This window comes from Pseudomonas sp. 9.3L, assembly GCF_058536285.1.
This window is the reverse complement of sequence record NZ_JBZUBK010000001.1, coordinates 4,217,172-4,241,156: the sequence shown is the minus strand read 5'-3', so window position 1 is coordinate 4,241,156 and position 23,985 is coordinate 4,217,172. Positions and strand designations below refer to the sequence as shown.

At 59.9% G+C, this 23,985-nt stretch carries 25 protein-coding genes; 10 read left to right on the top strand and 15 right to left on the bottom strand.

From position 1 onward, the window contains the following. The first annotated feature begins 91 nt into the window (after positions 1-91). From AC4LE2_RS19635 to mdoH, 7 genes are all read left to right on the top strand, one after another. The gene (locus AC4LE2_RS19635; RefSeq protein WP_491827633.1) at positions 92-943 is read left to right on the top strand and encodes an ABC transporter permease; all 852 of its coding nucleotides are present in this window, start codon (positions 92-94) and stop codon (positions 941-943) included. Continuing rightward, positions 940-1,752 carry a quaternary amine ABC transporter ATP-binding protein gene (locus tag AC4LE2_RS19630; protein WP_491827631.1) on the top strand — a complete coding sequence of 271 codons (813 nt, stop codon included), beginning with the start codon at positions 940-942 and terminating at the stop codon, positions 1,750-1,752. Before AC4LE2_RS19635 ends, AC4LE2_RS19630 begins: the two co-directional genes overlap by 4 nt. Before the next feature lie 20 nt (positions 1,753-1,772). Beyond that, complete coding sequence (gene hutI / locus AC4LE2_RS19625) at positions 1,773-2,981, top strand: imidazolonepropionase (RefSeq protein WP_491827630.1); 1,209 nt, start codon at positions 1,773-1,775, stop codon at positions 2,979-2,981. A gap of 134 nt (positions 2,982-3,115) precedes the next feature. Next, entirely contained in the window at positions 3,116-4,087 is a 972-nt protein-coding gene (gene pip, locus AC4LE2_RS19620) for a prolyl aminopeptidase (RefSeq protein WP_491827628.1), read from the top strand. Then, positions 4,084-4,521 carry a D-aminoacyl-tRNA deacylase gene (gene dtd, locus AC4LE2_RS19615; protein ID WP_491827626.1) on the top strand — a complete coding sequence of 146 codons (438 nt, stop codon included), beginning with the start codon at positions 4,084-4,086 and terminating at the stop codon, positions 4,519-4,521. The genes pip and dtd overlap by 4 nt, the downstream gene beginning before the upstream one ends. Positions 4,522-4,794: 273 nt before the next feature. Continuing rightward, positions 4,795-6,531 (top strand): glucan biosynthesis protein, encoded by a 1,737-nt coding sequence (locus tag AC4LE2_RS19610; protein ID WP_491827624.1) that lies wholly within the window; start codon positions 4,795-4,797, stop codon positions 6,529-6,531. Further along, entirely contained in the window at positions 6,524-9,085 is a 2,562-nt protein-coding gene (mdoH, locus tag AC4LE2_RS19605) for a glucans biosynthesis glucosyltransferase MdoH (protein ID WP_491827622.1), read from the top strand. Before AC4LE2_RS19610 ends, mdoH begins: the two co-directional genes overlap by 8 nt. 66 nt (positions 9,086-9,151) lie before the next feature. Here the strand turns inward: mdoH and AC4LE2_RS19600 are convergent, their stop codons facing one another. The 9 genes from AC4LE2_RS19600 to ubiE are packed head-to-tail and all read right to left on the bottom strand — an operon-like array spanning position 9,152 to position 15,220. Next, a complete protein-coding gene (locus AC4LE2_RS19600; RefSeq protein ID WP_491827620.1) occupies positions 9,152-9,859 on the bottom strand; it encodes a 16S rRNA (uracil(1498)-N(3))-methyltransferase in 708 nt (235 codons plus the stop codon). Continuing rightward, entirely contained in the window at positions 9,856-10,638 is a 783-nt protein-coding gene (tatC, locus tag AC4LE2_RS19595; RefSeq protein WP_491827618.1) for a twin-arginine translocase subunit TatC, read from the bottom strand. The genes AC4LE2_RS19600 and tatC overlap by 4 nt, the downstream gene beginning before the upstream one ends. Beyond that, complete coding sequence (gene tatB / locus AC4LE2_RS19590; RefSeq protein WP_491827616.1) at positions 10,635-11,138, bottom strand: Sec-independent protein translocase protein TatB; 504 nt, start codon at positions 11,136-11,138, stop codon at positions 10,635-10,637. Before tatB ends, tatC begins: the two co-directional genes overlap by 4 nt. A gap of 3 nt (positions 11,139-11,141) precedes the next feature. After that, entirely contained in the window at positions 11,142-11,417 is a 276-nt protein-coding gene (locus AC4LE2_RS19585; RefSeq protein WP_491827614.1) for a twin-arginine translocase TatA/TatE family subunit, read from the bottom strand. A gap of 25 nt (positions 11,418-11,442) precedes the next feature. After that, the gene (locus AC4LE2_RS19580) at positions 11,443-11,778 is read right to left on the bottom strand and encodes a phosphoribosyl-ATP diphosphatase (RefSeq protein ID WP_491827612.1); all 336 of its coding nucleotides are present in this window, start codon (positions 11,776-11,778) and stop codon (positions 11,443-11,445) included. Continuing rightward, a complete protein-coding gene (gene hisI, locus AC4LE2_RS19575; protein ID WP_491827610.1) occupies positions 11,771-12,169 on the bottom strand; it encodes a phosphoribosyl-AMP cyclohydrolase in 399 nt (132 codons plus the stop codon). Before hisI ends, AC4LE2_RS19580 begins: the two co-directional genes overlap by 8 nt. A 50-nt stretch (positions 12,170-12,219) precedes the next feature. Continuing rightward, entirely contained in the window at positions 12,220-13,830 is a 1,611-nt protein-coding gene (gene ubiB, locus AC4LE2_RS19570; RefSeq protein WP_491827608.1) for a ubiquinone biosynthesis regulatory protein kinase UbiB, read from the bottom strand. Beyond that, entirely contained in the window at positions 13,827-14,450 is a 624-nt protein-coding gene (locus tag AC4LE2_RS19565) for a ubiquinone biosynthesis accessory factor UbiJ (RefSeq protein ID WP_491827605.1), read from the bottom strand. The genes ubiB and AC4LE2_RS19565 overlap by 4 nt, the downstream gene beginning before the upstream one ends. Continuing rightward, entirely contained in the window at positions 14,450-15,220 is a 771-nt protein-coding gene (ubiE, locus tag AC4LE2_RS19560; protein ID WP_491827603.1) for a bifunctional demethylmenaquinone methyltransferase/2-methoxy-6-polyprenyl-1,4-benzoquinol methylase UbiE, read from the bottom strand. Before ubiE ends, AC4LE2_RS19565 begins: the two co-directional genes overlap by 1 nt. A 123-nt stretch (positions 15,221-15,343) precedes the next feature. Here ubiE and AC4LE2_RS19555 point away from each other — a divergent pair, with 123 nt between their 5' ends. Next, positions 15,344-15,619 carry a polyhydroxyalkanoic acid system family protein gene (locus tag AC4LE2_RS19555; protein WP_491827601.1) on the top strand — a complete coding sequence of 92 codons (276 nt, stop codon included), beginning with the start codon at positions 15,344-15,346 and terminating at the stop codon, positions 15,617-15,619. A 129-nt stretch (positions 15,620-15,748) separates the two neighbouring features. Then, entirely contained in the window at positions 15,749-16,228 is a 480-nt protein-coding gene (locus tag AC4LE2_RS19550) for a phasin family protein (RefSeq protein WP_491827599.1), read from the top strand. A 29-nt stretch (positions 16,229-16,257) separates the two neighbouring features. Here AC4LE2_RS19550 and AC4LE2_RS19545 read toward each other — a convergent pair whose 3' ends face one another. The 6 genes from AC4LE2_RS19545 to AC4LE2_RS19520 all read right to left on the bottom strand — a co-directional run bounded on the left by AC4LE2_RS19545 (position 16,258) and on the right by AC4LE2_RS19520 (position 23,517). Further along, positions 16,258-16,635, bottom strand: coding sequence for a gamma-butyrobetaine hydroxylase family protein (locus AC4LE2_RS19545; protein ID WP_491827597.1), 378 nt, complete (start codon positions 16,633-16,635; stop codon positions 16,258-16,260). A gap of 95 nt (positions 16,636-16,730) precedes the next feature. After that, positions 16,731-18,068 carry an ATP-dependent protease ATPase subunit HslU gene (gene hslU, locus AC4LE2_RS19540; RefSeq protein ID WP_491828185.1) on the bottom strand — a complete coding sequence of 446 codons (1,338 nt, stop codon included), beginning with the start codon at positions 18,066-18,068 and terminating at the stop codon, positions 16,731-16,733. Between the two features lie 22 nt (positions 18,069-18,090). Then, entirely contained in the window at positions 18,091-18,621 is a 531-nt protein-coding gene (gene hslV, locus AC4LE2_RS19535; protein WP_491828184.1) for an ATP-dependent protease subunit HslV, read from the bottom strand. Positions 18,622-18,779: 158 nt separating this feature from the next. Beyond that, a complete protein-coding gene (locus tag AC4LE2_RS19530) occupies positions 18,780-19,460 on the bottom strand; it encodes an SPOR domain-containing protein (protein ID WP_491827595.1) in 681 nt (226 codons plus the stop codon). 1 nt (position 19,461) lies between these two features. After that, on the bottom strand, positions 19,462-21,198 hold the full coding sequence (gene argS / locus AC4LE2_RS19525; RefSeq protein ID WP_491827593.1) for an arginine--tRNA ligase: 1,737 nt from the start codon (positions 21,196-21,198) through the stop codon (positions 19,462-19,464). A gap of 99 nt (positions 21,199-21,297) precedes the next feature. After that, complete coding sequence (locus AC4LE2_RS19520) at positions 21,298-23,517, bottom strand: primosomal protein N' (protein ID WP_491827591.1); 2,220 nt, start codon at positions 23,515-23,517, stop codon at positions 21,298-21,300. A 176-nt stretch (positions 23,518-23,693) separates the two neighbouring features. Between AC4LE2_RS19520 and rpmE the strand changes: the two genes are divergently transcribed. Then, entirely contained in the window at positions 23,694-23,915 is a 222-nt protein-coding gene (gene rpmE, locus AC4LE2_RS19515; RefSeq protein ID WP_491827589.1) for a 50S ribosomal protein L31, read from the top strand. The last annotated feature ends 70 nt before the right edge of the window (positions 23,916-23,985 follow it).

Genomic DNA, 23,985 nt, shown 5'->3' with positions numbered 1-23,985 from the left:
CGCCACCAGGCCCGTGCCGGTAAATGCGCTTTGAGCCGTCACGTGCCTCTGGCTGTCCTAGGCTAAACCCATGCCATGACGAGAGTTGCCCATGTTCCCAGACAGCCTCACTTTTTCCATCGCAGAGGCCGTGAACGCCTGGGTCGACCAGTTGGTAGGCCGTTATGGCGACACCTTGCGACACGTCTCCGATTCGCTGCTCAGCGTACTGGTCGGGCTGGAGGGCATGCTGCGGGCTACTCCGTGGTGGCTGATATTGCTGGTGGTGGGTGGGTTGGCGTGGCATGCCAGCCGACGTTGGTACGTGGCGGTATTAATGGCGGGCCTATTGTTCCTGGTGGGTGCCATGGGTTTATGGGACAAACTGCTGCAGACGCTGGCCTTGGTCGTGGTCGCTACCAGCCTGACCATCGTGCTAGGCGTACCACTGGGCATGCTCTCGGCGCGCTGTGATCGATTACGTTCGGTGCTGATGCCGTTACTGGACGTGATGCAAACCTTGCCCAGCTTCGTGTATCTGATCCCGGTGCTCATGTTGTTTGGGCTGGGCAAGGTGCCAGCCATTTTCGCCACGGTGGTGTATGCCATTGCGCCGGTGATTCGCCTGACTGATCTGGGCATCCGGCAGGTGAACAAGGAGGTAATGGAAGCGGTCAACGCGTTTGGCGCCAGCCCCTGGCAGCAGTTGATGGGTGTGCAATTGCCCTTGGCGCTGCCCAGCATCATGGCAGGCGTCAACCAGACCATCATGATGGCACTGTCGATGGTGGTCATTGCCTCGATGATCGGAGCGCGCGGCTTGGGGGAAAACGTATTGGCCGGCATTCAGACGCTGAACGTAGGCAAAGGGCTGGAGGCGGGGTTGGCGATCGTGGCCCTGGCTATCGTCATTGACCGCATTACCCAGGCCTATGGCAAGCCACGGCGGAGGGCCGGTAAATGAGCGCCATCGAGCTACGTAACATCACCAAGGTGTTCGGTCGTCGCCCTGAGCGTGCGTTGGCCTTGTTGGACCAAGGCGCCAGCAAGGCGCTCATTCTTGAACAGACCCAGTGCGTAGTCGGCGTCTCAGGCGTGTCACTGAACATTGAAGTGGGCGAGGTGTTCGTGATCATGGGCCTGTCGGGCTCAGGAAAGTCTACGCTGGTGCGCCACTTCAATCGGCTGATCGACCCTACGCGGGGCGAGATCATCGTTCAGGGCGAAAACATCCTGGAATTCAGCCCGGACCGCTTGCGTGAATTTCGCCGCCGTCACATCAGCATGGTGTTTCAAGGGTTTGGCCTGTTACCCCATAAAAATGTCCTGGATAACGTGGCATATGGGTTACGCCTGCGCGGTGAGCCCAAAACCGCCAGCCATGAAAGAGCGCATCACTGGATCGACCAGGTAGGCTTGGGCGGTTATGCCATGCACTGGCCTGAGCAACTGAGCGGCGGTATGCGCCAGCGAGTAGGCTTGGCACGCGCCTTGGCCAGTGATACGCCGGTCTTGTTGCTGGACGAAGCCTTTAGTGCCCTTGACCCGCTCATCCGCGCCGACCTTCAGCAGCAATTGAAAGACCTGCAAGCACGCCTGCACAAAACGATCGTATTCATTACCCACGATTTGGACGAAGCTCTGCGTCTGGGTGACCGCATCGCTATTCTGCGCGACGGTCAGCTGGTGCAGGTGGGCACACCGCAACACATTCTGGAGCACCCTGCGGACGACTACGTAAGCCGTTTCGTCCAGCGCCGCACTGGAACCTGACCCTAATCGGAGCACGTCTCATGCCTACGCTTTGGCACAACTGCCATGCTGCAACCCTCGCCGGGGGGCGTTATTCCATCGTTGAAGAGGCCGCCGTGGTCACGGCCGATGGCTTGATTCGATGGATCGGCCCTTTGGCCGAGGCACCCGCCGATGCCATCAGGGCCCAAGTCGACCTTCAAGGCCGCTGGCTCACGCCCGGGCTTATCGACTGCCACACGCACCTGGTGTACGGCGGTAACCGCAGTGGCGAATTCGAGCAACGACTGCACGGGGCCAGTTATGCCGACATCGCCGTCAGCGGTGGGGGAATTGCCAGCACCGTGCAGGCCACCCGAGCCGCCTGCGAAGACGCCTTATTTAAAAGCGCTCGACGTCGGCTAGCGTGCTTACAGCGTGAAGGGGTGACCACGGTAGAGGTGAAGTCGGGCTACGGCCTGGACCTCCCAAACGAGCGCAAGATGCTACGTGCGATCCGCCGGCTTGGCAGTGAGCTGCCGGTCACCGTTCGGGCCACATGCCTGGCTGCCCATGCGCTGCCTGAGGAGTACCGGGATAACCCTGATGGCTATATCACCTTCATCTGCGACGAGCTGTTACCCAACTTAGCCCGGGAAGGGTTAATCGATGCCGTGGACGCCTTTTGTGAGCACCTGGCGTTTTCCCCTGCGCAAGTGGAGCGGGTGTTCCAGGCGGCGGCTCGTCTGGGTTTGCCCGTCAAGCTCCATGCCGAGCAATTATCTTCGCTCGGCGGCGCCAGCCTGGCAGCGCGCTACCAGGCCCTGTCGGCAGACCACCTTGAGTTCATAACCGATGCGGACATAGCCGCCATGGCCAAGGTCGGTACGGTTGCGGTGCTTCTGCCTGGCGCCTTCTATGCCCTTCGGGAAACCCAACTTCCGCCCATTCAGGCACTGCATGACCATGGCATATCTATTGCCATCGCTACGGACAGCAACCCAGGCACATCCCCTACGCTTTCACTGCGGCTGATGATGAACATGGCCTGCACGCTGTTTCGCCTTACTCCGGAGCAGGCGCTTGCGGGCGTTACCCTGCACGCGGCGCAGGCGCTGGGGCTTGGGGGTAGCCACGGCTCGCTGGAGGTGGGCAAGGTTGCCGACTTCGTGGCCTGGGACATCGAACGCCCGGCGGACCTGGCCTATTGGCTGGGCGGTGACCTGGACAAGCGCATCGTACGCCAAGGCGCAGAGCTGAACTTCAAGTAGGCCTGTCGATGAGCGCGGCTGTTTGTGTCAATCAGGGTAGCGTCCCATTGCAGGGGCGCTGCGTTTAGGCAAGCACTTACGAGCGAATCGGGTTTATGATGGCCTACGGCTGATAAACCCTGACGGAGCGCCTGATGCTGACCCTGTACCCTCAGATCAAACCCTATGCACGGCACGATCTGGCCGTGGATGAGCCGCACGTGCTGTATGTAGACGAGAGTGGGTCACCCGAAGGTCTGCCTGTGCTTTTTATACACGGCGGCCCTGGTGCTGGGTGCGATGCATCCAGCCGGTGCTATTTCGATCCTAACCTGTATCGGATCGTGACCTTCGACCAGCGTGGTTGCGGCCGTTCCATGCCACATGCGAGCCTTGAAAACAATACGACCTGGGACCTGGTCCGCGACATCGAGCGTATTCGCGAGCATCTGGGTATCGATAAATGGGTCCTGTTCGGCGGCTCCTGGGGGTCTACCTTGGCCTTGGCGTACGCCCAGACGCACCCTGATCGCGTGCATGGGTTGATCCTGCGGGGCGTCTTCTTGTGCCGGCCTCAGGAGTTCCAGTGGTTCTACCAGGACGGCGCCAACCGCATGTTCCCAGACTACTGGCAGGATTATCTGGCACCTATCCCCCAGGATGAGCGCGGCAACTTGCTCAAGGCGTTCCACAAACGCCTTACCGGCAATGACCAGATCGCACAAATGCACGCCGCCAAGGCGTGGTCGATGTGGGAAGGGCGTACCGCGACCCTCAGGCCTAACCCGTTGGTGGTGGACCGTTTTTCAGAGCCCCAGCGAGCGCTGTCCATTGCGCGCATAGAAACCCATTATTTTGTTAACGATGCGTTCCTGGAGCCTAACCAGCTTATTCGAGATGTGCATAAGATCGCTCATTTGCCAGCGGTGATCATCCACGGGCGCTATGACGTGATCTGCACCTTGGACAATGCCTGGGAGCTTCATCAGGCCTGGCCAAACAGCGAGCTGAAGGTCATCCGTGACGCTGGCCACGCGGGCTCGGAGCCGGGCATTACCGATGCGTTGGTGCGTGCAGCCGATCAAATGGCCCGGCGTTTGCTGGATTTGCCGCTTGAAGAAGCATGAAGGGGCTGTTGCAGCGGGTTGCAAGCGCCCAGGTAAGCGTTAAGGGTGAAGTGGTCGGTGCGATTGAACAGGGCATTCTAGTGTTTGTGGCGGTGGAGCCTGAAGACACCTTCGGCCATGCCGACAAACTCTTGCATAAGCTGCTTAACTATCGAGTGTTCAGTGATACAGAAGGGCGCATGAACCGTTCAGTCACCGATGTTCAGGGTGGGCTGCTGCTGGTTTCGCAGTTCACCCTGGCGGCAGATACGCGCAGCGGAATGCGGCCAAGCTTTTCTACCGCGGCACCGCCTGCGCTGGCACGATCGGTCTTCGATTACCTGTTGGGCCGTGCTCAGGGCGCACTGCCACAGGTACAGAGCGGCTGCTTCGGTGCCGATATGCAGGTTCAGTTGGTCAACGACGGGCCGGTTACCTTTATGTTGCAGGTTTGATTCCCAAGGGTGCCGTGAAGCCTTCGTTACGTATGAAAAGTCTGATTTTGTAGCAGAAATTCTGCTTTAGCTATGATGCGTTGTACTGCAGTGTGCTAGATAATCGCGCGCCGGGGGGATTCGTGTCTGATCCCTCGGCTTGTTCTATGTTGAGTGCTGTACCGTTCATCCTGAGGGAATCATTAAGCCCTTTTGGAGTCGGAACAGTGCTCGCCAACCCGGCAACCGCAGCTGGCCGTTGGTTCAATGATTCTGTTACGGCGAGGGTAGCTCGTGATTGCAAGTCCGTGTAATACACCAGGAACAACCGGCAAACGCCTGCGCCAGGCGCTCGTGGCAAGCTCGGCGCTGTTCTGCCTGCTTGGCGCTGGGCAACTATGGGCCTTTAGCCTTGATGATGTTGCCGCCAAGGCGAAGGACCTTGCCGGACAAAAGTACGAAGCTCCGAAAAGCAACCTTCCCCCTTTGTTCCGCGACATGAAGTTCGCGGACTACCAGAAAATCCAGTTCCGGGCCGACAAGGCTCAGTGGGCTGACGATAAAACCCCCTTTAAACTCTCGTTCTATCACCAGGGCATGCACTTTGACGTGCCGGTGAAAATCAATGAAGTCACCGCGACCACGGTGGATGAAATCAAGTACGACCCCTCTCGGTTCAACTTCGGGGACGTACAGTTCGACCCTAAAACTACCGAAAACCTCGGCTGGGCGGGTTTTCGTGTGCTGTACCCGATCAACAAATCGGATAAGCAAGACGAAGTCATGACCTTGTTGGGCGCCAGTTACTTCCGCGTAATCGGCAAAGACCAGAATTACGGCTTGTCCGCACGCGGCCTGGCCATCGATACAGCATTGCCTTCGGGCGAGGAATTCCCCCGCTTCACCGAGTTCTGGATCGAGAAACCTGAGGCCCAGGATAAGCAACTGATCATCTATGCACTGCTGGACTCGCCGCGGTCCACCGGCGCGTACCGTATGGTGCTGCGCCCAGGGACCGACAGCGTGGTCGACGTGCAGTCGCGGGTTTACCTGCGTGACCATGTCAGCCGTTTGGGTGTGGCGCCGCTGACCAGCATGTACCTGTTCGGGGCTAATCAGCCTTCGCGGTCGCTGAACTACCGCCACGAGTTGCATGACTCCAACGGCTTGTCGATCCACGCCGGTAATGGAGAATGGATCTGGCGTCCCCTCAACAACCCTAAGCACCTGGCTATCAGCAGCTTCACCGTTGAAAACCCAAAAGGCTTTGGTTTATTGCAGCGCGCGCGTGAGTTCAGCCGCTTCGAAGACCTCGACGACCGCTACGACCGCCGGCCAAGCGCTTGGGTCGAGCCTCGCGGTGATTGGGGTAAAGGTACCGTGCAGCTGGTTGAGATCCCTACCGCTGACGAAACCAACGACAACATCGTTGCCTTCTGGAGTCCGGATCAGCAGCCCGAGCCCGGTCAGGCCTTGGAACACAGCTACCGCATTCACTGGACCACCGACGAATCTGAGCTTCATTCCCCCGACATTGCCTGGGTGAAGCAAACCCTGCGCTCGGTGGGTGATGTGAAGCAATCCAACCTCGTTCGCCAGCCTGACGGCACTATGGCCTTCCTGATCGACTTTGAAGGGCCAAAGCTTAAGTCGTTGCTCGATGACGCCAGTGTTCGCAGCCAAGTGAGTGTGGATGACAATGCAGACCTGGTCGAAAACAACGTTCGCTATAACCCCGTTACGCAGGGCTGGCGCCTTACGCTGCGCATCAAGGTCAAGGATGGGAGCAAGCCGGTAGAAATGCGTGCCGCCCTGGTGCAGGACGTGGTGCCGGAAGAGGCGCCCAAGCCTGTAGCCGAGCCCAAGGCTGAAGAGCCTGCCCATGGCCATAAGAAAGTCGCCAAGCACGAAAAGGCTGTAGAGAAGGCCCCTGTAGCGGAAACCCCTGCTGCGCCTCAGCCTACTGAACCGGTCAAGACTGAAGAAGTATTGACTGAAACCTGGAGCTACCAGTTGCCTGCCGATGAGTAATCCTGTCGAACGACCAGAAACGCTCTCCGAGTATCTGGCGCACCTGCCCTTGAGCGAGGCGCAACGCGCCGAGCTGTCGCAAAGCGGCTCGTTCTCCGAGTTGCACCAGCGTCTTTCCCAGCCCGCAGTGGCCGGGGGCGGCGCGCAAGGCGCAGCAGGGCCACAGCTGGTGATCGAGTCAGCCGAAGAGCTGCACGCCCATGAGCTGCTGGACGTAGATGCCCAAGGGCGTCTGCGCCTTAAGGCTACGCCACCTATCCGGCGGACCAAGATGGTCCCGGAGCCTTGGAAAACCAACGTGGCCGGTCGTGTCTGGAACCGGCTGCAAGGCAAGGGCACACCGCCTCAGCCTAAAAGCGACAAACGTGACCTGCCCAAGGCGCGCTGGCGCACAGTGGGCTCGATCCGCCGCTACATTCTGTTGGTACTGATGCTCGGCCAAACCCTCGTGGCCGGCTACTACATGAAAGGCATCCTGCCGTATCAGGGCTGGGCCATGGTCGACCTGAACGAGGTTGCCCATCAGCCATGGCTGCAAACGGCTCAGCAAGTGATGCCGTATGTTTTGCAGACCACGATCCTGATCCTGTTCGGAATCCTGTTCTGCTGGGTGTCCGCCGGGTTCTGGACCGCGCTCATGGGCTTTTTGGAGTTGTTGACCGGCCATGACAAATACCGGATTTCCGGTGCAAGCGCTGGCAATGAGCCTATCGAGCCAGGTGCGCGAACGGCCTTGGTAATGCCAATCTGTAATGAAGACGTACCACGCGTGTTCGCCGGCCTTCGGGCAACGTTCGAGTCGGTAGCGGCGACTGGCGACCTTGATCGGTTCGACTTCTTCATCCTGAGCGACAGCTATAACGGCGACATCGCTGTAGCTGAACAACAGGCCTGGCTGGACGTCTGTAACGAGACCAAGGGCTTCGGCAAGATCTTCTATCGCCGTCGTCGCCGTCGCGTAAAACGCAAGAGCGGCAACCTGGACGACTTCTGCCGTCGTTGGGGCAGCGATTACCGGTACATGGTTGTCTTGGATGCCGACAGCGTAATGAGCGGCGAATGCCTTACGTCGCTGGTGCGGCTCATGGAAGCGACACCAGACGCCGGTATCATCCAAACCGCGCCCAAAGCATCGGGCATGGATACCCTCTATGCACGTTTGCAGCAGTTCGCAACCCGCGTGTATGGGCCGCTGTTCACCGCAGGGCTGCATTTCTGGCAATTGGGTGAGTCCCACTACTGGGGCCACAACGCGATCATCCGTATGAAGCCTTTTATCGAGCACTGCGCCTTGGCGCCATTGCCGGGTAAAGGTGCGTTTGCGGGCGCCATTCTGTCCCACGACTTTGTCGAGGCCGCGCTGATGCGCCGTGCGGGGTGGGGTGTCTGGATTGCCTACGACTTGCCGGGCAGCTACGAAGAATTGCCGCCTAACTTGCTGGATGAGCTCAAGCGTGACCGGCGTTGGTGCCATGGCAACCTGATGAACTTCAGGCTGTTCCTGGTCAAAGGTATGCACCCGGTTCACCGGGCAGTGTTCCTGACTGGCGTGATGTCCTACCTGTCAGCGCCGCTGTGGTTCTTCTTCCTGGTGTTGTCCACCGCACTACTGGCGGTTAATACCCTGATGGAGCCTACATATTTCCTTGAGCCTCGGCAGTTGTACCCGCTGTGGCCCCAATGGCATCCGGAAAAAGCCATCGCGCTGTTCTCCACCACGATCGTGTTGCTGTTCTTGCCCAAGCTGTTGAGCATCATCCTCATCTGGGCCAAGGGTGCCAAAGAGTATGGTGGTGGGATTCGCGTGACCTTGTCCATGCTGCTGGAGATGCTGTTCTCCATGTTGCTGGCTCCCGTGCGAATGATCTTCCACACGCGCTTCGTGCTGGCAGCGTTTCTGGGGTGGGCGGCAACCTGGAATTCCCCCCAACGTGACGACGACTCCACGCCGTGGGGCGAGGCGGTTAAGCGTCATGGCCCGCAGACCTTGCTGGGCTTGTGCTGGGCGCTTCTGGTTGCAGCACTGAACCCTAGCTTCCTGTGGTGGCTGGCGCCTATCGTCGTGTCTCTGATGCTGTCGATACCCGTGTCGGTGATTTCTAGCCGGACCAACCTGGGCTTGCGCGCCAAGAAAGAGAAGATGTTCCTCATTCCTGAAGAGCACAGCCCGCCTCAAGAGTTGGTGTCCACGGATGCCTACACCCAGCAAAACCGCTTGCATGCCTTGCAGCAGGGCTTCATCCGAGCGGTGGTCGACCCTAGGCAGAACGCCTTGGCCTGCGCCTTGGCCACGGCACGTCATGGTCAGGCGCAACCTGTGGAAGCCATGCGTGAAACCATGGTAGCCAATGCGTTGGCAAATGGCCCTGATGCGTTGGACGGCAATGCGCGCTTGTACCTGTTGAGTGACCCTGCCGCTTTGGGCCGCTTGCATAAGCAGGTATGGGAGAGCCAAAACGACGTCTGGTTGGCGGCATGGCGCGCTTCCATGGCGGCCGACCCCCGCAACGCACTGGCGGCGCCCGCCGCGCAAGGTGCCTTGGCAGGTGCATAAGTGCCTATCGGCTTCTACGGGCCTTCAAGCCCGTACAGGCCGGCAAGGTTTATGAAAAAGCCAGAATCAGAACAGTCGCGACACTAACGCTGTCACGGCTGTTTCTACCCTCAAAATGCGCTCGCCCATTTGCACAGGCGCAAGCCCTGCATTACCTAGCAAGTCGATTTCATAAGGAATCCAGCCACCCTCCGGCCCTATGGCCAGGGTAACTGCGCCGTGGACGGCCCTTGGACAAGCCGGGAATGCGCCAGGATGAGCAACCAAACCCTGAGTACCCTGGGCGATCTGGCCTAGGCGGTCTTGTGCAAAGGGTTTGAGGCGCTTTTCCACGATCACCTCAGGTAACACCGTATCCCTCGCCTGCTCCAACCCCAGTACCAATTGCTCATGAATAGCCTCGGGCTGGAGAAAGGGCGTCTGCCAAAAGCTTTTCTCTACCCGATAGCTGTTGACCAAAACAAGCCGAGGTACGCCTAGCGTGGCTATGGTCTGGAAGACTCGCCTTAGCATCTTGGGACGGGGGAGGGCAAGCACGAGCGTAAGTGGCAGTTTGCTGGGAGGCGGTTGGTCAAAGGTCACGTGAAGCACGGCTTGGGTGTCGCTCAAGGCCTCGATATAACCTTTGCCGATAAGCCCACCCAACTGCCCCACGCGCAACGTATCACCCACGTGGGCGCGGTGTACCTCACGCATGTGAGTCAGGCGCCGGCCACGAAGGGCAACCTGGCCCTCGCCGATGAAATCACCGGCTTCCAGTAACAGCAGGTTCATGGTCGTGTGGCAGGCGGCTGATCGCTGTCTTGCTCGGCATTCTCTTCGCTACGCTTGCGAATCAACGCGCCAAAGAGCACGCCTATTTCGAACAGCAGCCACATGGGCACTGCCAGCAAGGTCTGCGAGAAGATGTCAGGCGGTGTGAGGATCATGCCTACTACGAAGCAGCCGATCACCACATAAGGGCGGGCTTTCTTCAAGGTCTTGATGTCTACCACTCCGATCCATACCAGCAGGATCACCGCCACCGGTATCTCGAAGGCCACGCCGAACGCAAAAAACAACGTCATGACAAAGTCGAGGTAACTGGTGATGTCCGTCATCATTGACACCCCATCCGGTGTCGCGGCGGCGAAGAACTTGAACATCAGCGGAAATACGACGAAGTAGGCGAATGCCATGCCCGCGTAGAACAGCAGGATACTGGACACCAGTAGTGGGATCGCGATGCGCTTTTCGTGGCGGTATAGGCCCGGTGCCACGAACCCCCACACTTGGTGCAATACCATAGGAATCGCCAGGAACAACGACACGGTCATGGTGAGCTTGAAGGGGGTCAGGAACGGCGAGGCAACGTCCGTTGCGATCATCGTGGCCCCAGGCGGCAGGTACGCCCGCAATGGCGCTGAGACGATGGTGTAGATCTGCTGGGCGAAGGAAAACAACCCTGCGAACACCAGGAACACGACCGCAACGCACCGTAGCAGGCGGGTGCGTAGCTCGGTCAAATGGGATACCAGCGGCATGGGCTGGTCGTCTTCAGGAATGGTGCTCATGGCGAGGAGGGGGAATCCTGATGCGGACGCGGGTTACGGGGAACAGGTTCGACAGATGGTGCCGCCTCGTCGGCCTGGCGCGACCCGGCCTGGTGCGATGCGGGTTGCGATGAGCCTGCACCTGCAGGCGCACCTTCGATCAAGGGTGAGCCAGACGGTGGCGCCATGCGCGGCTCGATTGGCTGGCCCATGGGCGGCGCTGCCGTTGGCGTAGGCGCAGTGGGCGTATGAATGGACGGTGGTGGATGATTGCCATTAGGGTCGATCAACTTGCGAGCTTCTTGCTCCAGCGACACGATGTGTTCGTTGTGCAGTTGCCGACGGATTTCATCCGCGCCTAGCTCGCGCTCGATCTCGGTCCTGATGGAGTTGAAGCTGCGCTTGAGTCGGCCAATCCATAAGCCGGCAGTGCGCGCCGCGCCTGGTAGCCGTTCCGGCCCAAGCACCAGCAGGGCTACCAGCCCTACCAGCAGCAGCTCACTGAAGCTGATCCCAAACATGGTTTAGTCCCTGGTTGCGTCTTTACGCAGCGGATCGTCGACCCGCTGGTGCTGGCCGTCCAAGGTAGTTGGCTGAACAGGCGGAGTAATCGGCGACGTGGCCTGGGGGTGTACAGGCTGTTGGGGGTCGGCAGGTTTGTCGTCGTCGTTCATAGCCTTGCGAAAGCCTTTGATGGATTCACCCACATCCGTGCCGAGGTTTTTCAGCTTTTTAGTGCCAAATACCAGCACGACCACGATGAGAATGACAATCCAGTGTTTCCAGTCAAAGATACCCATGAGCAACTCCGTAGAAGAATGAAGTTCAAGCGGTGGGCTGGCGCGCCGCTTTTTCCGCATGGCCCGAGAGCCCAAAGCGGCGTTCCAGTTCGTCCAGCACAGCCTGCGGGTGTTGGCCGAGGGCCGCAAGCATCACCAGGCTGTGGAACCATAAATCCGCTGTCTCGTAGATGACATCAGTGCAGTCGCCACTACGTTCGGCATCCTTGGCGGCAATGATGGTCTCGACGGATTCCTCGCCGAGCTTTTCGAGAATCTTGTTCAGCCCTTTGTGGTAAAGGCTGGCCACATACGAGCTGTCTGCGGAGGCACCTTTGCGGGCTTCCAGCACCTGCGCGACGCGCTCAAGGGTGTCATTCATGCGTGTGACCTTGATAAATGGCGGAAGGGTCCTTGAGCACAGGCTCGACGGTTTGCCAGGCGCCTTCGGCGAAGGTCCGGTAGAAGCAACTTTCCCGGCCAGTATGGCAGGCAATGCCGCCCAACTGTTCGACCATGAGGATGATGACGTCTGCGTCGCAATCCAGGCGCAGCTCATGAAGGCGTTGAATGTGGCCTGATTCCTCACCCTTGCGCCATAGCTTGCCACGCGAGCGTGACCAATAAATAGCGCGGTTTTCCTGGGCGGTAAGGGCCAACGCCTCGCGGTTCATCCATGCCATCATCAACACCCGCCCGCTTTGGTGATCCTGGGCGATGGCAGGTACCAGGCCGTCGCTGTTCCAGTTGATCTCGTCCAGCCAGTTTTTCATCGTTTGCTCCACGGCATGCTGCCTAGTGTGCCAGCCTCGCTCCAGGCTGGCTATCCACGTACTACGAGATATACCCCACAGGCCACCATCAGCCAGGCAGGCCAGCCTTCAAGGCTGTCTATGGCCGCGCCAGTGGCGGCCATGAACACACCACCTGTAAGCAGAATACCCCCCACCACACGCAAAGCGGCGCGCTCACTGCTGCGGCGCCACGGCGGCGGCGGGTCCTTGCGGTGCGGCTGGGACATCCGTTCAAGTAGATCGCGAGTCATATTGGCGAGGTGAGGCAGCTGTTCTACCTGGGCCTGCATGTTACGCAGTACGGTACGCGGGCTCATGCGTTCACGCATCCAGCGCTCCAGAAACGGCTGCGCGGTGACCCAGAGATCGAGGTCGGGGTACAGCTGGCGCCCCAGGCCCTCAATGTTAAGCAGGGTTTTTTGCAGCAGCACTAACTGCGGCTGAACTTCCATGTTGAACCGGCGGGCGGTCTGGAACAGGCGCATCAGCACCTGGCCAAATGAAATGTCCTTGAGCGGCTTCTCGAAGATCGGTTCGCAGACGGTGCGGATCGCGGCTTCGAATTCATTGAGTTTGGTTTCTGCCGGGACCCAGCCTGAATCAATATGCAACTGCGCTACGCGACGGTAATCACGCTTGAAAAAGGCAAACAGGTTGCGCGCCAGGTAGTCCTGATCTTCTGGTGTAAGGCTGCCGACGATACCGCAGTCGATCGCAATGTAGCGTGGGTCCCATGGGGTGACCGTGCTGACGAAGATGTTGCCAGGGTGCATGTCAGCGTGAAAGAAGCTGTCACGGAACACCTGGGTGAAAAAGATCTCTACCCCACGCTCGGCCAGTAGCTTCATGTCAGTACGTTGGTCGGCCAAGGTAGCCATGTCGTTTACCTGAACACCATAGATACGCTCCATCACCAACACCTTGGGGCGGCACCAGTCCCAGTAGATCTGCGGAACGTACAGCAGGTCTGAATCCTCGAAGTTTCGCCGCAATTGGCTTGCATTCGCGGCTTCGCGCAGCAGGTCCAGCTCGTCGTAGATGGTTTTTTCGTAGTCGGCTACGACGTCTACCGGGTGCAACAAGCGGGCATCGGCCGACACGCGCTCAGCCATGCGCGCCAGGATGAATAGCCAGGCAATGTCCTGAGAGATGATCGGGCGCAGCCCTGGGCGCACCACCTTGACCACTACCTCTTCGCCAGTTTTGAGCTGGGCCGCATGTACCTGCGCCACCGAGGCTGACGCCATGGGCTCTACGTCGAAGCGGCTGAACACGCTGGTAATCTTCATGCCCAGTTGGGATTCGATCAGTTGCATTGACTGCTTGGGATCGAAAGGCGGCACGCGGTCTTGCAGCTTCATCAGCTCGTCGGCGATGTCTTCGGGCAGCAAGTCTCGACGCGTAGACAGAATTTGCCCGAACTTGATAAAGATTGGCCCCAAGTCCTGCAGGGCCAACCGTAGGCAGGCGCCTCGGCTGAGTTGGCGGTTGCTGCGCGGAAACCAGCGCCACGGCAGGCCAAACCGCACAATGCGTAGCCACCACGGCAGGGGCAGCGCGAGGATCAGGTCATCGAGGCGGAAACGAATGGCAACGCGCAAGATGCGTAACAAACGAAGTACGGCGGCGAGCAGCTTCATGCGTTATCGCTGGCTTCAAGGGTGTGGAGCAGACGGTCGAGACGCGCCTGTAGGCGGTCGGTTCGCAACTTGAGTTCGTCGAGTTCGCCAAAGCGCGCCTCGGCTTCACGCTTTCCGACCAGGGTTCGTGTTTCTTCGTTCAAGTAATCAGCCACGGTAGCCGTAAGCCGCCCACTGCCGCGACGTGCCCAGCCCGCCCGTTGGCGCAGGTGGCCGGCCAGCAGGGCAGTAGGCACTGGGCCCAACCAACGGGCCAACTCGTATTCCCAGTCGAGCTCAAGGTGCTGCAGTATCGCAGCCACCTCTGTGAGTGCGGTGCTATCGCCACTGAGGCTGACCTCTGGCGCATGGAGTACGCGGGTTTTATCCTGCCGTACTGCCAACTGCACTAGCAGGCTGAGTGGAGCATGCAGGGTACAGGTGGCAGGCGCCTCCCATTGGCGCGCCAAGGTAAGGCCTGCAGCGCCAGGGATCAGGTATAGCCGCTGCCGAGGTTGCGGGCAGTCGATGAGAATCACGTGCCCTGACAGCGCAGCCATGCGAGGCAAAGCGGTACTGTCCAGATGCAGCGCGGCGTTGACGCCGCGTTCGGCGGCGGCCAGCAGGGCGAGGGTGAGCATCAGGGCTTGATGCCTCTGTGCAGCGCTACGATGCCGGAGGTCATGTTGTGGTAGGTGACACGGTCGAACCCGGCGCTTGCCATCATGGCCTTTAGGGTTTCCTGGTCTGGATGCATGCGGATCGATTCGGCCAGGTAACGATAGCTTTCGGAGTCGTTGGCGATCAGCTTGCCCATCAGCGGCATGAAGGCGAAGGAATAAGCGTCGTAGGCCTTGGACATCAACTTGCTAGTGGGTTTGGAAAACTCCAGCACCAGCAATCGACCGCCAGGCTTGAGTACGCGCAGCATCGAGCGCAGGGCATCTTCCTTGTGAGTGACGTTGCGCAAGCCAAACGCGATGGTGACGCAATCGAAATGGTTATCAGGGAACGGGAGCTTTTCCGCGTCTGCCTGTACGAACTGCACGTTGCCCGCCACGCCAAGGTCCAGCAGCCGGTCCCGGCCTACCTTGAGCATGGACGCGTTGATGTCTGCCAATACCACTTCGCCAGTTGGCCCAACCAGTTGGGAAAACTTGCGGGCCAAGTCTCCAGTGCCGCCCGCGATGTCCAGTACACGATTACCTACCCGCACACCCGATAGCTCGATGGTGAAGCGCTTCCAGAGCCGGTGCATGCCGCCAGAGAGTAGATCGTTCATGACGTCGTACTTGGCCGCGACCGAGTGGAACACGTCGGCAACCTTTTTCGCCTTCTGGCTTTCCGGAACGTTCTGGTAGCCGAAGTGAGTGGTGGGTTCGGCATCGCTGCCTTTGCGCTGATCGTTCATATCGCTGCCACTGGAAAAAGATCAGCCATTCTAATCGGCCCCGGTGGCTTTTGTCTTGGCGTATGGAACAGGCCGTCAAGCGCGTTAATATACCGGCTATTGTTCAGTATCAGAGAGCCATCAATGAGTCAGATCAGGGTAGAGCGTGAGCATCAGTTGGGTAAAGAAGTAGCCCGGCAGAAAGCGGAGCGCCTTGTGGAAAAATTGGTGAGCAAATACGACATGGAAGCCCAATGGGAGGGCGATGTAGTCCACCTCAAACGCTCAGGCGTAACGGGCCAGGTAGTCGTAGGCGATAACACGGTGGTGGTGGAGCTCAAGCTGGGCATGATGCTGGCGATGATGGGCCCCATGATTGAAGCCGAGGTCAATCGGGCTCTGGACAAGACACTTGCCTGACCTGGCAATCGGACGGGCGCTCGCTGCACATGCTCGTTCCAGCAAGCGGTACGGAACGAACACGCGTTAAATTCGACCAATGGCAGGCGCTGGCGGAATAAACCGCCCGCACTTCACAGGGATCGCATCATGGCAGGCAAGAAGAAGGTAGAAAAACAAACCGCTTCCTTGGTGGGCGGCATCGGGGCGCAGTCTCGGAAGATCTGGCTGGCCGGCCTGGGTGCCTATGCAAGGTCGGGCAGTGACGGGCGTGATGCGTTCGACGCGTTGGTTTTGGAAGGAAAGCAGGTTGAAGAGGCTCAGCTAGCTGCAGCCAAGCAGGCGTTAGCCGCTAAGGCCCCTACATCGGTCAGCCCCAAAGCTAGCGCCAAGGCCAGCCCTGGCAACGCTGCCTCGGCCGCCGCCAAAGCGAAAGCCAAGCCTGTGGCGCCGTTGGCCGGCGCCTTGCCTAAAACCAAGGGTGCCGAGGCCTTGGTTGAAAAGGCGATAGCCTTGAACGCGGCCAATGCAAAACCTGCAAAGAAAGCCGCCAAGGCTAAGACCGCTGTAGACGAAACGGGCACAGGCGAGAAAAAAACCAAGGCTCGCAAGGCCGCGGCTAAACCCTGACAGGCTACTGGCAGTCGCCTGCCTCTGCCCTAGGGCGTGAACCTGACTACCGCCTCTGCCGGATCACGGGTTTTACCGGCAGCGTGCAGGGTTGCGAGGTACTCCTGCCACAGGGCGTCTTTGCGCGTTGCCAGCTCGTAGAGGTAACTCCACGTATATAGGCCACTGTCGTGGCCATCGTCGAACGTGAGCTTGAGGGCATATTGGCCAGCAGGCTCTACGCTCATCAGCCCTACCTTGAGCTTGCCGTACTGCAACACGGGTGTCCCGTGCCCTTGTACCTCTGCGGACGGAGAGTGCACACGCAAAAACTCTGCGTCTAACACGTAGGTTTCATCCGGCCCATAGGTAAGGGTGAGGGTTTTGGATGCTTTATGCAGATTGATTGCAGTGGGAAAGCGGTGCATGGCAGTGGCTCGAAAAGGGCCCTTCAGGGCCCTGTTGATCTCCGGCGGGGCGTTGCACAGTAACCCGCGCTGACCGCTTGGGGGTTACGCAAAGGTTAAAGGATATAACGCGACAGGTCTTCGTTCTGGGCCAGTTCACCCAGGTGATGGTCGACATACGCCGCATCGATGTTGATAGGCTCGCCATTTTGAGCACTGGCCATATCGCCCGCGCTGAACGACACTTCTTCAAGTAGCCGCTCAAGTAGCGTGTGCAGGCGCCGGGCACCGATGTTCTCAGTCTTCTCGTTCACCTGCCAGGCGATTTCCGCCAAGCGCTTGATGCCGTCTGGCTGGAACTCGACCCCCAACCCTTCGGTTTTGAGCAGCTCACGGTACTGCTCAGTCAGCGAGGCATGAGGTTCGCTGAGGATGCGCTCGAAGTCCCCAGGGGTCAGGGCCTTGAGTTCTACACGGATCGGCAGACGGCCTTGCAACTCTGGCACCAGGTCGCTTGGCTTGCTCAAGTGGAAGGCGCCGGAGGCGATGAACAGGATATGGTCTGTTTTGACCATGCCCAGCTTGGTATTCACGGTGCAACCTTCGATTAGCGGCAACAGGTCACGTTGAACGCCTTCACGGGAGACGTCAGCGCCGCCTACATTACCGCGCTTGGCCACTTTGTCGATCTCATCGATAAACACAATACCGTGCTGTTCAACGGCCTCAAGCGCTTGGGCCTTCAGCTCTTCCTCGTTGACCAGACGGCCGGCTTCTTCGTCACGCACCAACTTGAACGCTTCTTTAACCTTGAGCTTGCGGGCCTTGCGGCGGCCTTTGCCCATGTTGGCAAAGAGGCTTTGCAGCTGGTTGGTCATCTCTTCCATGCCAGGTGGTGCAGAAATGTCCACGCCCACGGCTTCTGCAACTTCGATTTCAATCTCTTTATCGTCCAACTGGCCTTCACGCAGGCGCTTACGGAAGAGCTGACGCGTGTTGGAGTCACTGCTTGGCGCGGGGTCTTCGTTGAAACCGGCCCGCGCAGGTGGCAACAAGGCGTCGAGGATGCGCTCTTCGGCAGCGTCTTCGGCACGGTGCTGCACCTTGATGATTTCTTGTTCTCGCAGCAGCTTCATCGCAGCGTCGGCCAAGTCGCGGATAATGGATTCTACATCGCGCCCGACGTAGCCCACTTCAGTGAACTTAGTTGCCTCCACCTTGATGAAGGGCGCGTTGGCAAGCTTGGCCAGGCGCCGGGCGATCTCGGTCTTACCCACGCCGGTAGGGCCGATCATCAGGATATTCTTGGGCGTTACTTCGGCGCGCAGCTCAGCGGGCAGCTGCATGCGCCGCCAGCGGTTGCGCAGGGCGATGGCGACGGCGCGCTTGGCATCGTCCTGGCCGATGATATGGCGGTTCAGTTCGTGGACGATCTCACGGGGGGTCATGGACATGGCGTTAACGGCCTCGGGCATGTCACTGCGCGAGGTCCTGCTCCTCGATGGTCAGGTGATGATTGGTGAATACACAAATGTCCGCGGCAATATGAAGTGCGGATTCGGCGATTTCCCGCGCCGACAGGTCGGTTTTGTTCAGCAGCGCACGGGAGGCTGCCTGGGCGAATGCACCGCCGGAGCCCATTGCGATCAAGCCGTCTTCAGGTTCGACCACGTCACCATTGCCGGTAATGATAAGCGAGGCATCTTTGTTGGCCACGGCCAACATGGCTTCGAGCCGGCTCAAAGAGCGGTCGGTACGCCAATCTTTCGCCAGTTCTACAGCGGCACGCACCAAATGGCCCTGGTGTTTTTCCAATTGCGCCTCAAAGCGCTCGAACAGGGTGAACGCATCGGCGGTTGCGCCGGCGAAACCTGCGATCACTTGGCCGTGGTACAGGCGGCGGACCTTTTTGGCGTTGCCTTTCATCACGGTATTGCCAAGGGAAACCTGGCCATCCCCGGCCATGACGACCTTGCCATGGCGGCGGACTGAAACGATGGTGGTCAAGGGAACGTCCTCACGCTGCGGGGCGAAACTGCCCAATGCAGAAGATGTGGGGATGGCGGGGAAGAATTTCAACCAGCACCTGTCACGCCGCCAGGCGTGCCGGTACCGCCCCACAACACTATGAGGCGGCCCTGCAAGCAGGCGGCGGCGTTACGGGCTTACTGGCGGCTTTGTCGTTGTTGCAGCAACAGATTGTTGAAGCCGCTGCCCGCGAGCATTTTCTGCGCAGCGGTCAGTTGCTCGCGATTGCTGAAGGGGCCTACCAGTACCCGGTACCAGGTGTCTTCCTTGACCATACCGGACTCTACCTGCACTGCCTGGCCTAGCAGGATGATTTGAGCACGCACCTTTTCAGCGTCGGCTTGCTTGCGGAACGAGCCTGCCTGTAGGTAATACTGCGTGGTGGCTGCCGGCTTGATAACCGCAGGCGCAGGTGGCGGCACCTGGCCAGACAGCGCCGCTTGCGCGCGTGCGGTGTCGATCTTCGCCGCCTGTGCCGGCGTAACGGGTTGCGCCGGCACAGGCGGTGTTTTCTCCGGCACCGCCTCAGGCGGCACGATCACTTCAGACTCAGGCAGCAGGGTGTAGAAATCGTACTTGGGTTTGATCTTTTCCGGGCTGGGCGGGGTTTTCTGTGCTTCAGCTACACGTGCCGCCTTTTGGTCTTCTGGCTTGACGCGCTTGACCTCATCACGGCCCGGCTCGAGTTTCATTAGAAACACAATGAACGCGCCCACCGACAAGCCAATGGCCAGCCATAGCCAGCCAGGAATAGGCTGTTTGGCAGGGGCCTGGTTACGGCTGGCGCCGCGTTTGGGTGCAGGTTTTTTCGCCGCCAACTTACATGCGCTCCAGTGTTTCCAGGCCTAGTAGCTCCAGGCCCTGCTTGAGGATCAGGCCGGTGAGGGCCGCAAGGCGCAGCCGGCTTTGCTGCTGGACAGGGGTGTCCGCGCCAAGGATCGGGCAGTGTTCGTAGAAGCTGGAGAACAAGCCCGCGACGTCGTACAGGTAGCTGCACAGCACATGCGGGGTGCCTTTCTCTGCGACGGTATTGAGGGTTTCGGCAAATTGCGCCAGCCGCGCCGCCAGCGCCTGCTCATGCGGGGCTTCGAGCACGATGTGGCCTTCGGTTTCGCTGTAACCCTTGCCCAGTTTGCGGAAGACGCCGGCTACCCGGGTGTAGGCATAGAGCAGGTAGGGCGCCGTATTGCCTTCGAAGTTGAGCATCTGGTCGAAGTTGAAGCTGTAGTCGCTGGTACGGTGCTTGGACAGGTCTGCGTACTTGACCGCACCAATGCCTACAACGCGTGCGATGTCACGCAAGCGGCTTTCTTCCAGGTCGGGGTTTTTTTCCTTCACCAAGGCATAGGCGCGTTGTTCGGCCTCGTCGAGCAGGTCGATCAGCTTGACCGTACCCCCATCGCGGGTTTTGAACGGGCGGCCATCGGCGCCGTTCATGGTACCGAAGCCCATGTGTTCGGGTGTCATGCCGTTGGTGATAAAGCCTGCGCGGCGTGCGACCTCGAATACTTGCTGGAAGTGCAGGGCCTGGCGTTGGTCCACGAAATACAGGGCACGCTCGGCCTTGAGCACGCTGCTGCGATAGCGAACCGCGGCCAGGTCGGTGGTCGCGTACAGATAGCCACCGCCAGCCTTTTGCACGATGACTGGCAGGGGGTCGCCGTCCGCAGTCTTGAACTCGGGCAGGAAGACGCATTGCGCGCCTTCGCTCTCTTCCAGCAGCCCCTTTGCCCGCAAGTCTGCCACCACACTGGGCAGGTCTTCGTTATAGGCGCTTTCACCCATTACATCGTTAGGGGTGAGGCGCACGTTCAGGCGTTCGTAGGTTTTCTGGCAGTGGGAAAGGGAAACGCGATTGTAGCGCTTCCACAGGTTCAGGCAGTCGGGGTCACCTGCTTGAAGCTTGACCACCAGCGTGCGTGCGCGCTCGGCGAAATCTTCGGACTCGTCAAAGCGCTTTTTCGCAGCGCGATAGAAGTTTTCGAGGTCAGACAGCTGGTCGCTGTCAGCCGGGTTTTCTTCCAGGTAGGCCAATAGCATGCCGAACTGGGTGCCCCAGTCGCCCACGTGGTTCTGACGGATGACCGTGTCGCCGAGAAACCCCAGCACATTGGCCACGGCATCACCAATGATGGTGGAGCGCAGGTGGCCCACGTGCATCTCTTTGGCAAGGTTGGGGGCCGAGAGGTCCACTACAACCCGTTGAGCCGGGCTGGCCTTGCGAACACCGAGTTTGCGGTCAGCCAGTGCCTGGTCGAGCCGCGCGGCCAAGGCCTGGGTGTTCTGGAAGAAGTTGATGAAGCCAGGGCCTGCGATCTCGGCGCGGCTCACTTGCTCGCTGGCAGGCAGCGCGGCGATGATTTTCTCGGCAAGGTCTCGTGGCTTGAGGCCGGCGGGTTTGGCCACCATCATCGCGATGTTGCTGGCGAAGTCGCCGTGGGCCTTGTCTCGAGTGTTTTCAACCTGGATCGCAGGCGTTAGCCCAACCGGCAGCACGCCGTCTTCTACAAGGCGGGCGAGAGCGTGTTGGATCAGCAAGCGAATGGTGTCTTTCATGATTGTCTCGTGTGCCGCAGGGCGGCGGCGCATGGTGCGCGGGTGGAAAAGCTCGGCATTATCCGTTCCTCGGCCGGGCTTGCCAACCTTCGCGGCTATTCAATAAAGGTCAATGGGGTCGACATCCAGTGACCAGCGTACCTGGCGCCCGCCGGGTAACTGCTCCAACTGCAGTACCCATAGGCTCAGCAGGCGGTGCAGTGGCGCACGGGCGTTGGCTTGCACGAGCAGTTGCGCACGGTAGCGACCGGCGCGACGCTCCATGGGCGCAGGTACAGGGCCTAGCAGCTCGACGGCCTTCACACCCAGTTGCTCGCGCAAGCGTTCGGCTTCTATGCACGCCTGGTCGAGAAATGCCTCTGCCTGGCCGGGCTTTTGGGCTTCGGCACGCAACAGCGCCAGGTGGCAAAACGGCGGAAGGCCTGCCCCCCGACGCTCGCTCAGAGCCTGGTCGGCGAACGCGAAGTAGCCTTCTTCAGTGAGTTGTATGAGCAACGGATGGTCGGCCATGTGGCTTTGAATAATCGTGCGCCCTGGCTCCTCCGCCCGTCCCGCCCGCCCGGCCACCTGCACGATGAGCTGTGCCATGCGTTCGGCCGCTCGAAAGTCTGCTGAGAACAGCCCGCCATCGGCATCGAGAATGGCCACTAACGTAACCCGTGGAAAATGGTGGCCCTTGGCAAGCATCTGAGTGCCTACCAGGATGCAGGGCTCGCCACGCTGTATGCGTGTGAACAGTTGCGCCATGGCGTCTTTGCGGGCGGTGCTGTCCCGGTCCACCCGTATGACCGGAACATTCGGGAATAACGTATTCAAACGCTCTTCCGCGCGCTCGGTGCCAGCGCCTACAGGCCTCAGGTCAACCGACTGGCACGCGGGGCATTGACGGGGGCGGGGCGTCGCGTGGCCGCAGTGGTGGCAGCGCAGCTCGCCTGAGCGCAGGTGCACCGTCATGCGGGCATCGCATCGCGGGCATTCCGACAGCCAACTGCAGTCGTGACACAGCAAGGTGGGGGCAAAGCCGCGACGATTCAGGAACACCAGTACCTGCTGGCCCAAGGCGAGTACCTGGCCGATCGCTTGTTGCAGTGGTGGGCTCAGGCCGCTGTCTAGGGGGCGGCTTTTGACGTCCAGGCGCAGATAGCGGGGCGGCTTGGCACCGCCTGCGCGTTGCTCCATGCGCAGCAACCCGTAGCGGCCGCTGTGGGCATTGTGCAGGGTTTCTAGCGAGGGCGTGGCCGACCCCAGCACGACAGGCACGTTATCCTGCCGGGCGCGCACCACTGCCAGGTCACGGGCATGGTAGCGCAGGCCTTCCTGTTGCTTGTACGAGCTGTCGTGCTCCTCGTCCACGATAATCAGCCCTGGGTTGAGCATCGGTGTGAACAGGGCGGAGCGGGTGCCGATGATGATGTCCGCGTCGCCATCCCGCGCGGCGATCCAGGCATCCAGGCGCTCACGGTCGTTGACCGCCGAATGCACTAGTGCGATGCGTGCATTGAAGCGCTGCTCGAACCGCAGCACGGTTTGCGGGCCCAGGTTGATTTCAGGAATAAGCACCAAGGCTTGTTTGCCGGCTTCAAGCGTTTGATGAATCAGTTGCAGATACACTTCCGTCTTCCCGCTGCCGGTTACCCCGGCCAGTAGAAAGGCATGAAAGTGGCCAAAGCTGCTCTTGACTGCTTCGTAGGCGGTACGTTGCTCAGGGTTCAGTGGCAGCTCGGGTTGGGCAAGCCAATGAGCGTGCCGCTTGGCAGGTGCATGACCACGAATGTCTACCGTGGCCAGGCCCTTGGCCTGCAGTGCGTCTAATGCCTCTTTGGCCAGGCCCAGGCGAGGAATAAGAGAGTGAGCAACGCCATGAGGGTGTTGCGCCAATGCAATGAACGCATCACGCTGCCGTGGTGCCCTGGCCAGGCGCGGGTCTGCGCTGGTGGCTGTTGGCACGACGCTCCAGAACCGCTCCTGGCGCGCCTCGGCGGGTTCGCCCTGGCGAAGCAACGCTGGCAGTGCCCATGCCAAGGTGTCGCCCAGGCTGTGTTGGTAGTACTGGGCGGTCCATAAGCAGAGGCTGAACATGCCAGGCGGAATAGGCGAACTGTCGTCCAGCAACGCGGTGGCGGCTTTGAGCTTGTCGCGAGGCACGTCGGTGTGGTCGGTGACTTCGATCAGCACGCCGATGATCTCACGCCGCCCAAAGGGCACTCTCAAGCGCATGCCAGGCTCGAGCGCAGTGGCGCGTACGCCAGCGGGCGCCCTGTAATCGAATAGGCGGCGCAGGGGCGAGGGCAGGGCGAGGCGCAATATAACGTCGGGCACAATGGCTTCCACGGCGAGGGCGGTGCAATGGGCAAGGCTATCACTTGGTCTGGGTCACGACCATCGGTAGCCCGCTGCGCTTGCGCTGGCGTACTGCTCTGGTAGTATATTTCGCCCAGTAAGTGCGGTATCCGGCAATGGTGCCGGATGGCGGCGCGACAATAGAGGAAATACCCATGAAGCCTGAAATCCATCCGAAATACGAAGCCATCGACGCTACCTGCAGCTGCGGTAACGTTATCAAAACCCGTTCCACGCTGGCCAAGCCTCTGAGCCTGGACGTGTGCAACGAGTGCCACCCGTTCTACACCGGCAAGCAAAAAATGCTGGATACCGGCGGCCGTGTCGATCGCTTCAAGCAGCGCTTCGGCGTGTTCGGCACTGCAAAAGCCAACTAAGGTTTTTGCATGGAATAGCCCCCGCGGCTTATCCAGGCTGAATCAAAAAGGCGTCCCTTGCGGGCGCCTT

Coding starts and splice junctions, on each gene's coding strand:
- AC4LE2_RS19580 (WP_491827612.1), bottom strand. CDS start 11,778: ATGAATGACACCCTTGAGCGCGTCGCGCAGGTGCTGGAAGCCCGCAAA.
- hslU (WP_491828185.1), bottom strand. CDS start 18,068: ATGTCCATGACCCCCCGTGAGATCGTCCACGAACTGAACCGCCATATC.
- ubiB (WP_491827608.1), bottom strand. CDS start 13,830: ATGAAGCTGCTCGCCGCCGTACTTCGTTTGTTACGCATCTTGCGCGTT.
- hisI (WP_491827610.1), bottom strand. CDS start 12,169: ATGAAAAACTGGCTGGACGAGATCAACTGGAACAGCGACGGCCTGGTA.
- mdoH (WP_491827622.1), top strand. CDS start 6,524: ATGAGTAATCCTGTCGAACGACCAGAAACGCTCTCCGAGTATCTGGCG.
- dtd (WP_491827626.1), top strand. CDS start 4,084: ATGAAGGGGCTGTTGCAGCGGGTTGCAAGCGCCCAGGTAAGCGTTAAG.
- ubiE (WP_491827603.1), bottom strand. CDS start 15,220: ATGAACGATCAGCGCAAAGGCAGCGATGCCGAACCCACCACTCACTTC.
- AC4LE2_RS19555 (WP_491827601.1), top strand. CDS start 15,344: ATGAGTCAGATCAGGGTAGAGCGTGAGCATCAGTTGGGTAAAGAAGTA.
- AC4LE2_RS19545 (WP_491827597.1), bottom strand. CDS start 16,635: ATGCACCGCTTTCCCACTGCAATCAATCTGCATAAAGCATCCAAAACC.
- tatC (WP_491827618.1), bottom strand. CDS start 10,638: ATGAGCACCATTCCTGAAGACGACCAGCCCATGCCGCTGGTATCCCAT.
- rpmE (WP_491827589.1), top strand. CDS start 23,694: ATGAAGCCTGAAATCCATCCGAAATACGAAGCCATCGACGCTACCTGC.
- AC4LE2_RS19565 (WP_491827605.1), bottom strand. CDS start 14,450: ATGCTCACCCTCGCCCTGCTGGCCGCCGCCGAACGCGGCGTCAACGCC.
- hutI (WP_491827630.1), top strand. CDS start 1,773: ATGCCTACGCTTTGGCACAACTGCCATGCTGCAACCCTCGCCGGGGGG.
- tatB (WP_491827616.1), bottom strand. CDS start 11,138: ATGTTTGGGATCAGCTTCAGTGAGCTGCTGCTGGTAGGGCTGGTAGCC.
- pip (WP_491827628.1), top strand. CDS start 3,116: ATGCTGACCCTGTACCCTCAGATCAAACCCTATGCACGGCACGATCTG.
- AC4LE2_RS19630 (WP_491827631.1), top strand. CDS start 940: ATGAGCGCCATCGAGCTACGTAACATCACCAAGGTGTTCGGTCGTCGC.
- AC4LE2_RS19585 (WP_491827614.1), bottom strand. CDS start 11,417: ATGGGTATCTTTGACTGGAAACACTGGATTGTCATTCTCATCGTGGTC.
- AC4LE2_RS19550 (WP_491827599.1), top strand. CDS start 15,749: ATGGCAGGCAAGAAGAAGGTAGAAAAACAAACCGCTTCCTTGGTGGGC.
- AC4LE2_RS19635 (WP_491827633.1), top strand. CDS start 92: ATGTTCCCAGACAGCCTCACTTTTTCCATCGCAGAGGCCGTGAACGCC.
- argS (WP_491827593.1), bottom strand. CDS start 21,198: ATGAAAGACACCATTCGCTTGCTGATCCAACACGCTCTCGCCCGCCTT.
- AC4LE2_RS19600 (WP_491827620.1), bottom strand. CDS start 9,859: ATGAACCTGCTGTTACTGGAAGCCGGTGATTTCATCGGCGAGGGCCAG.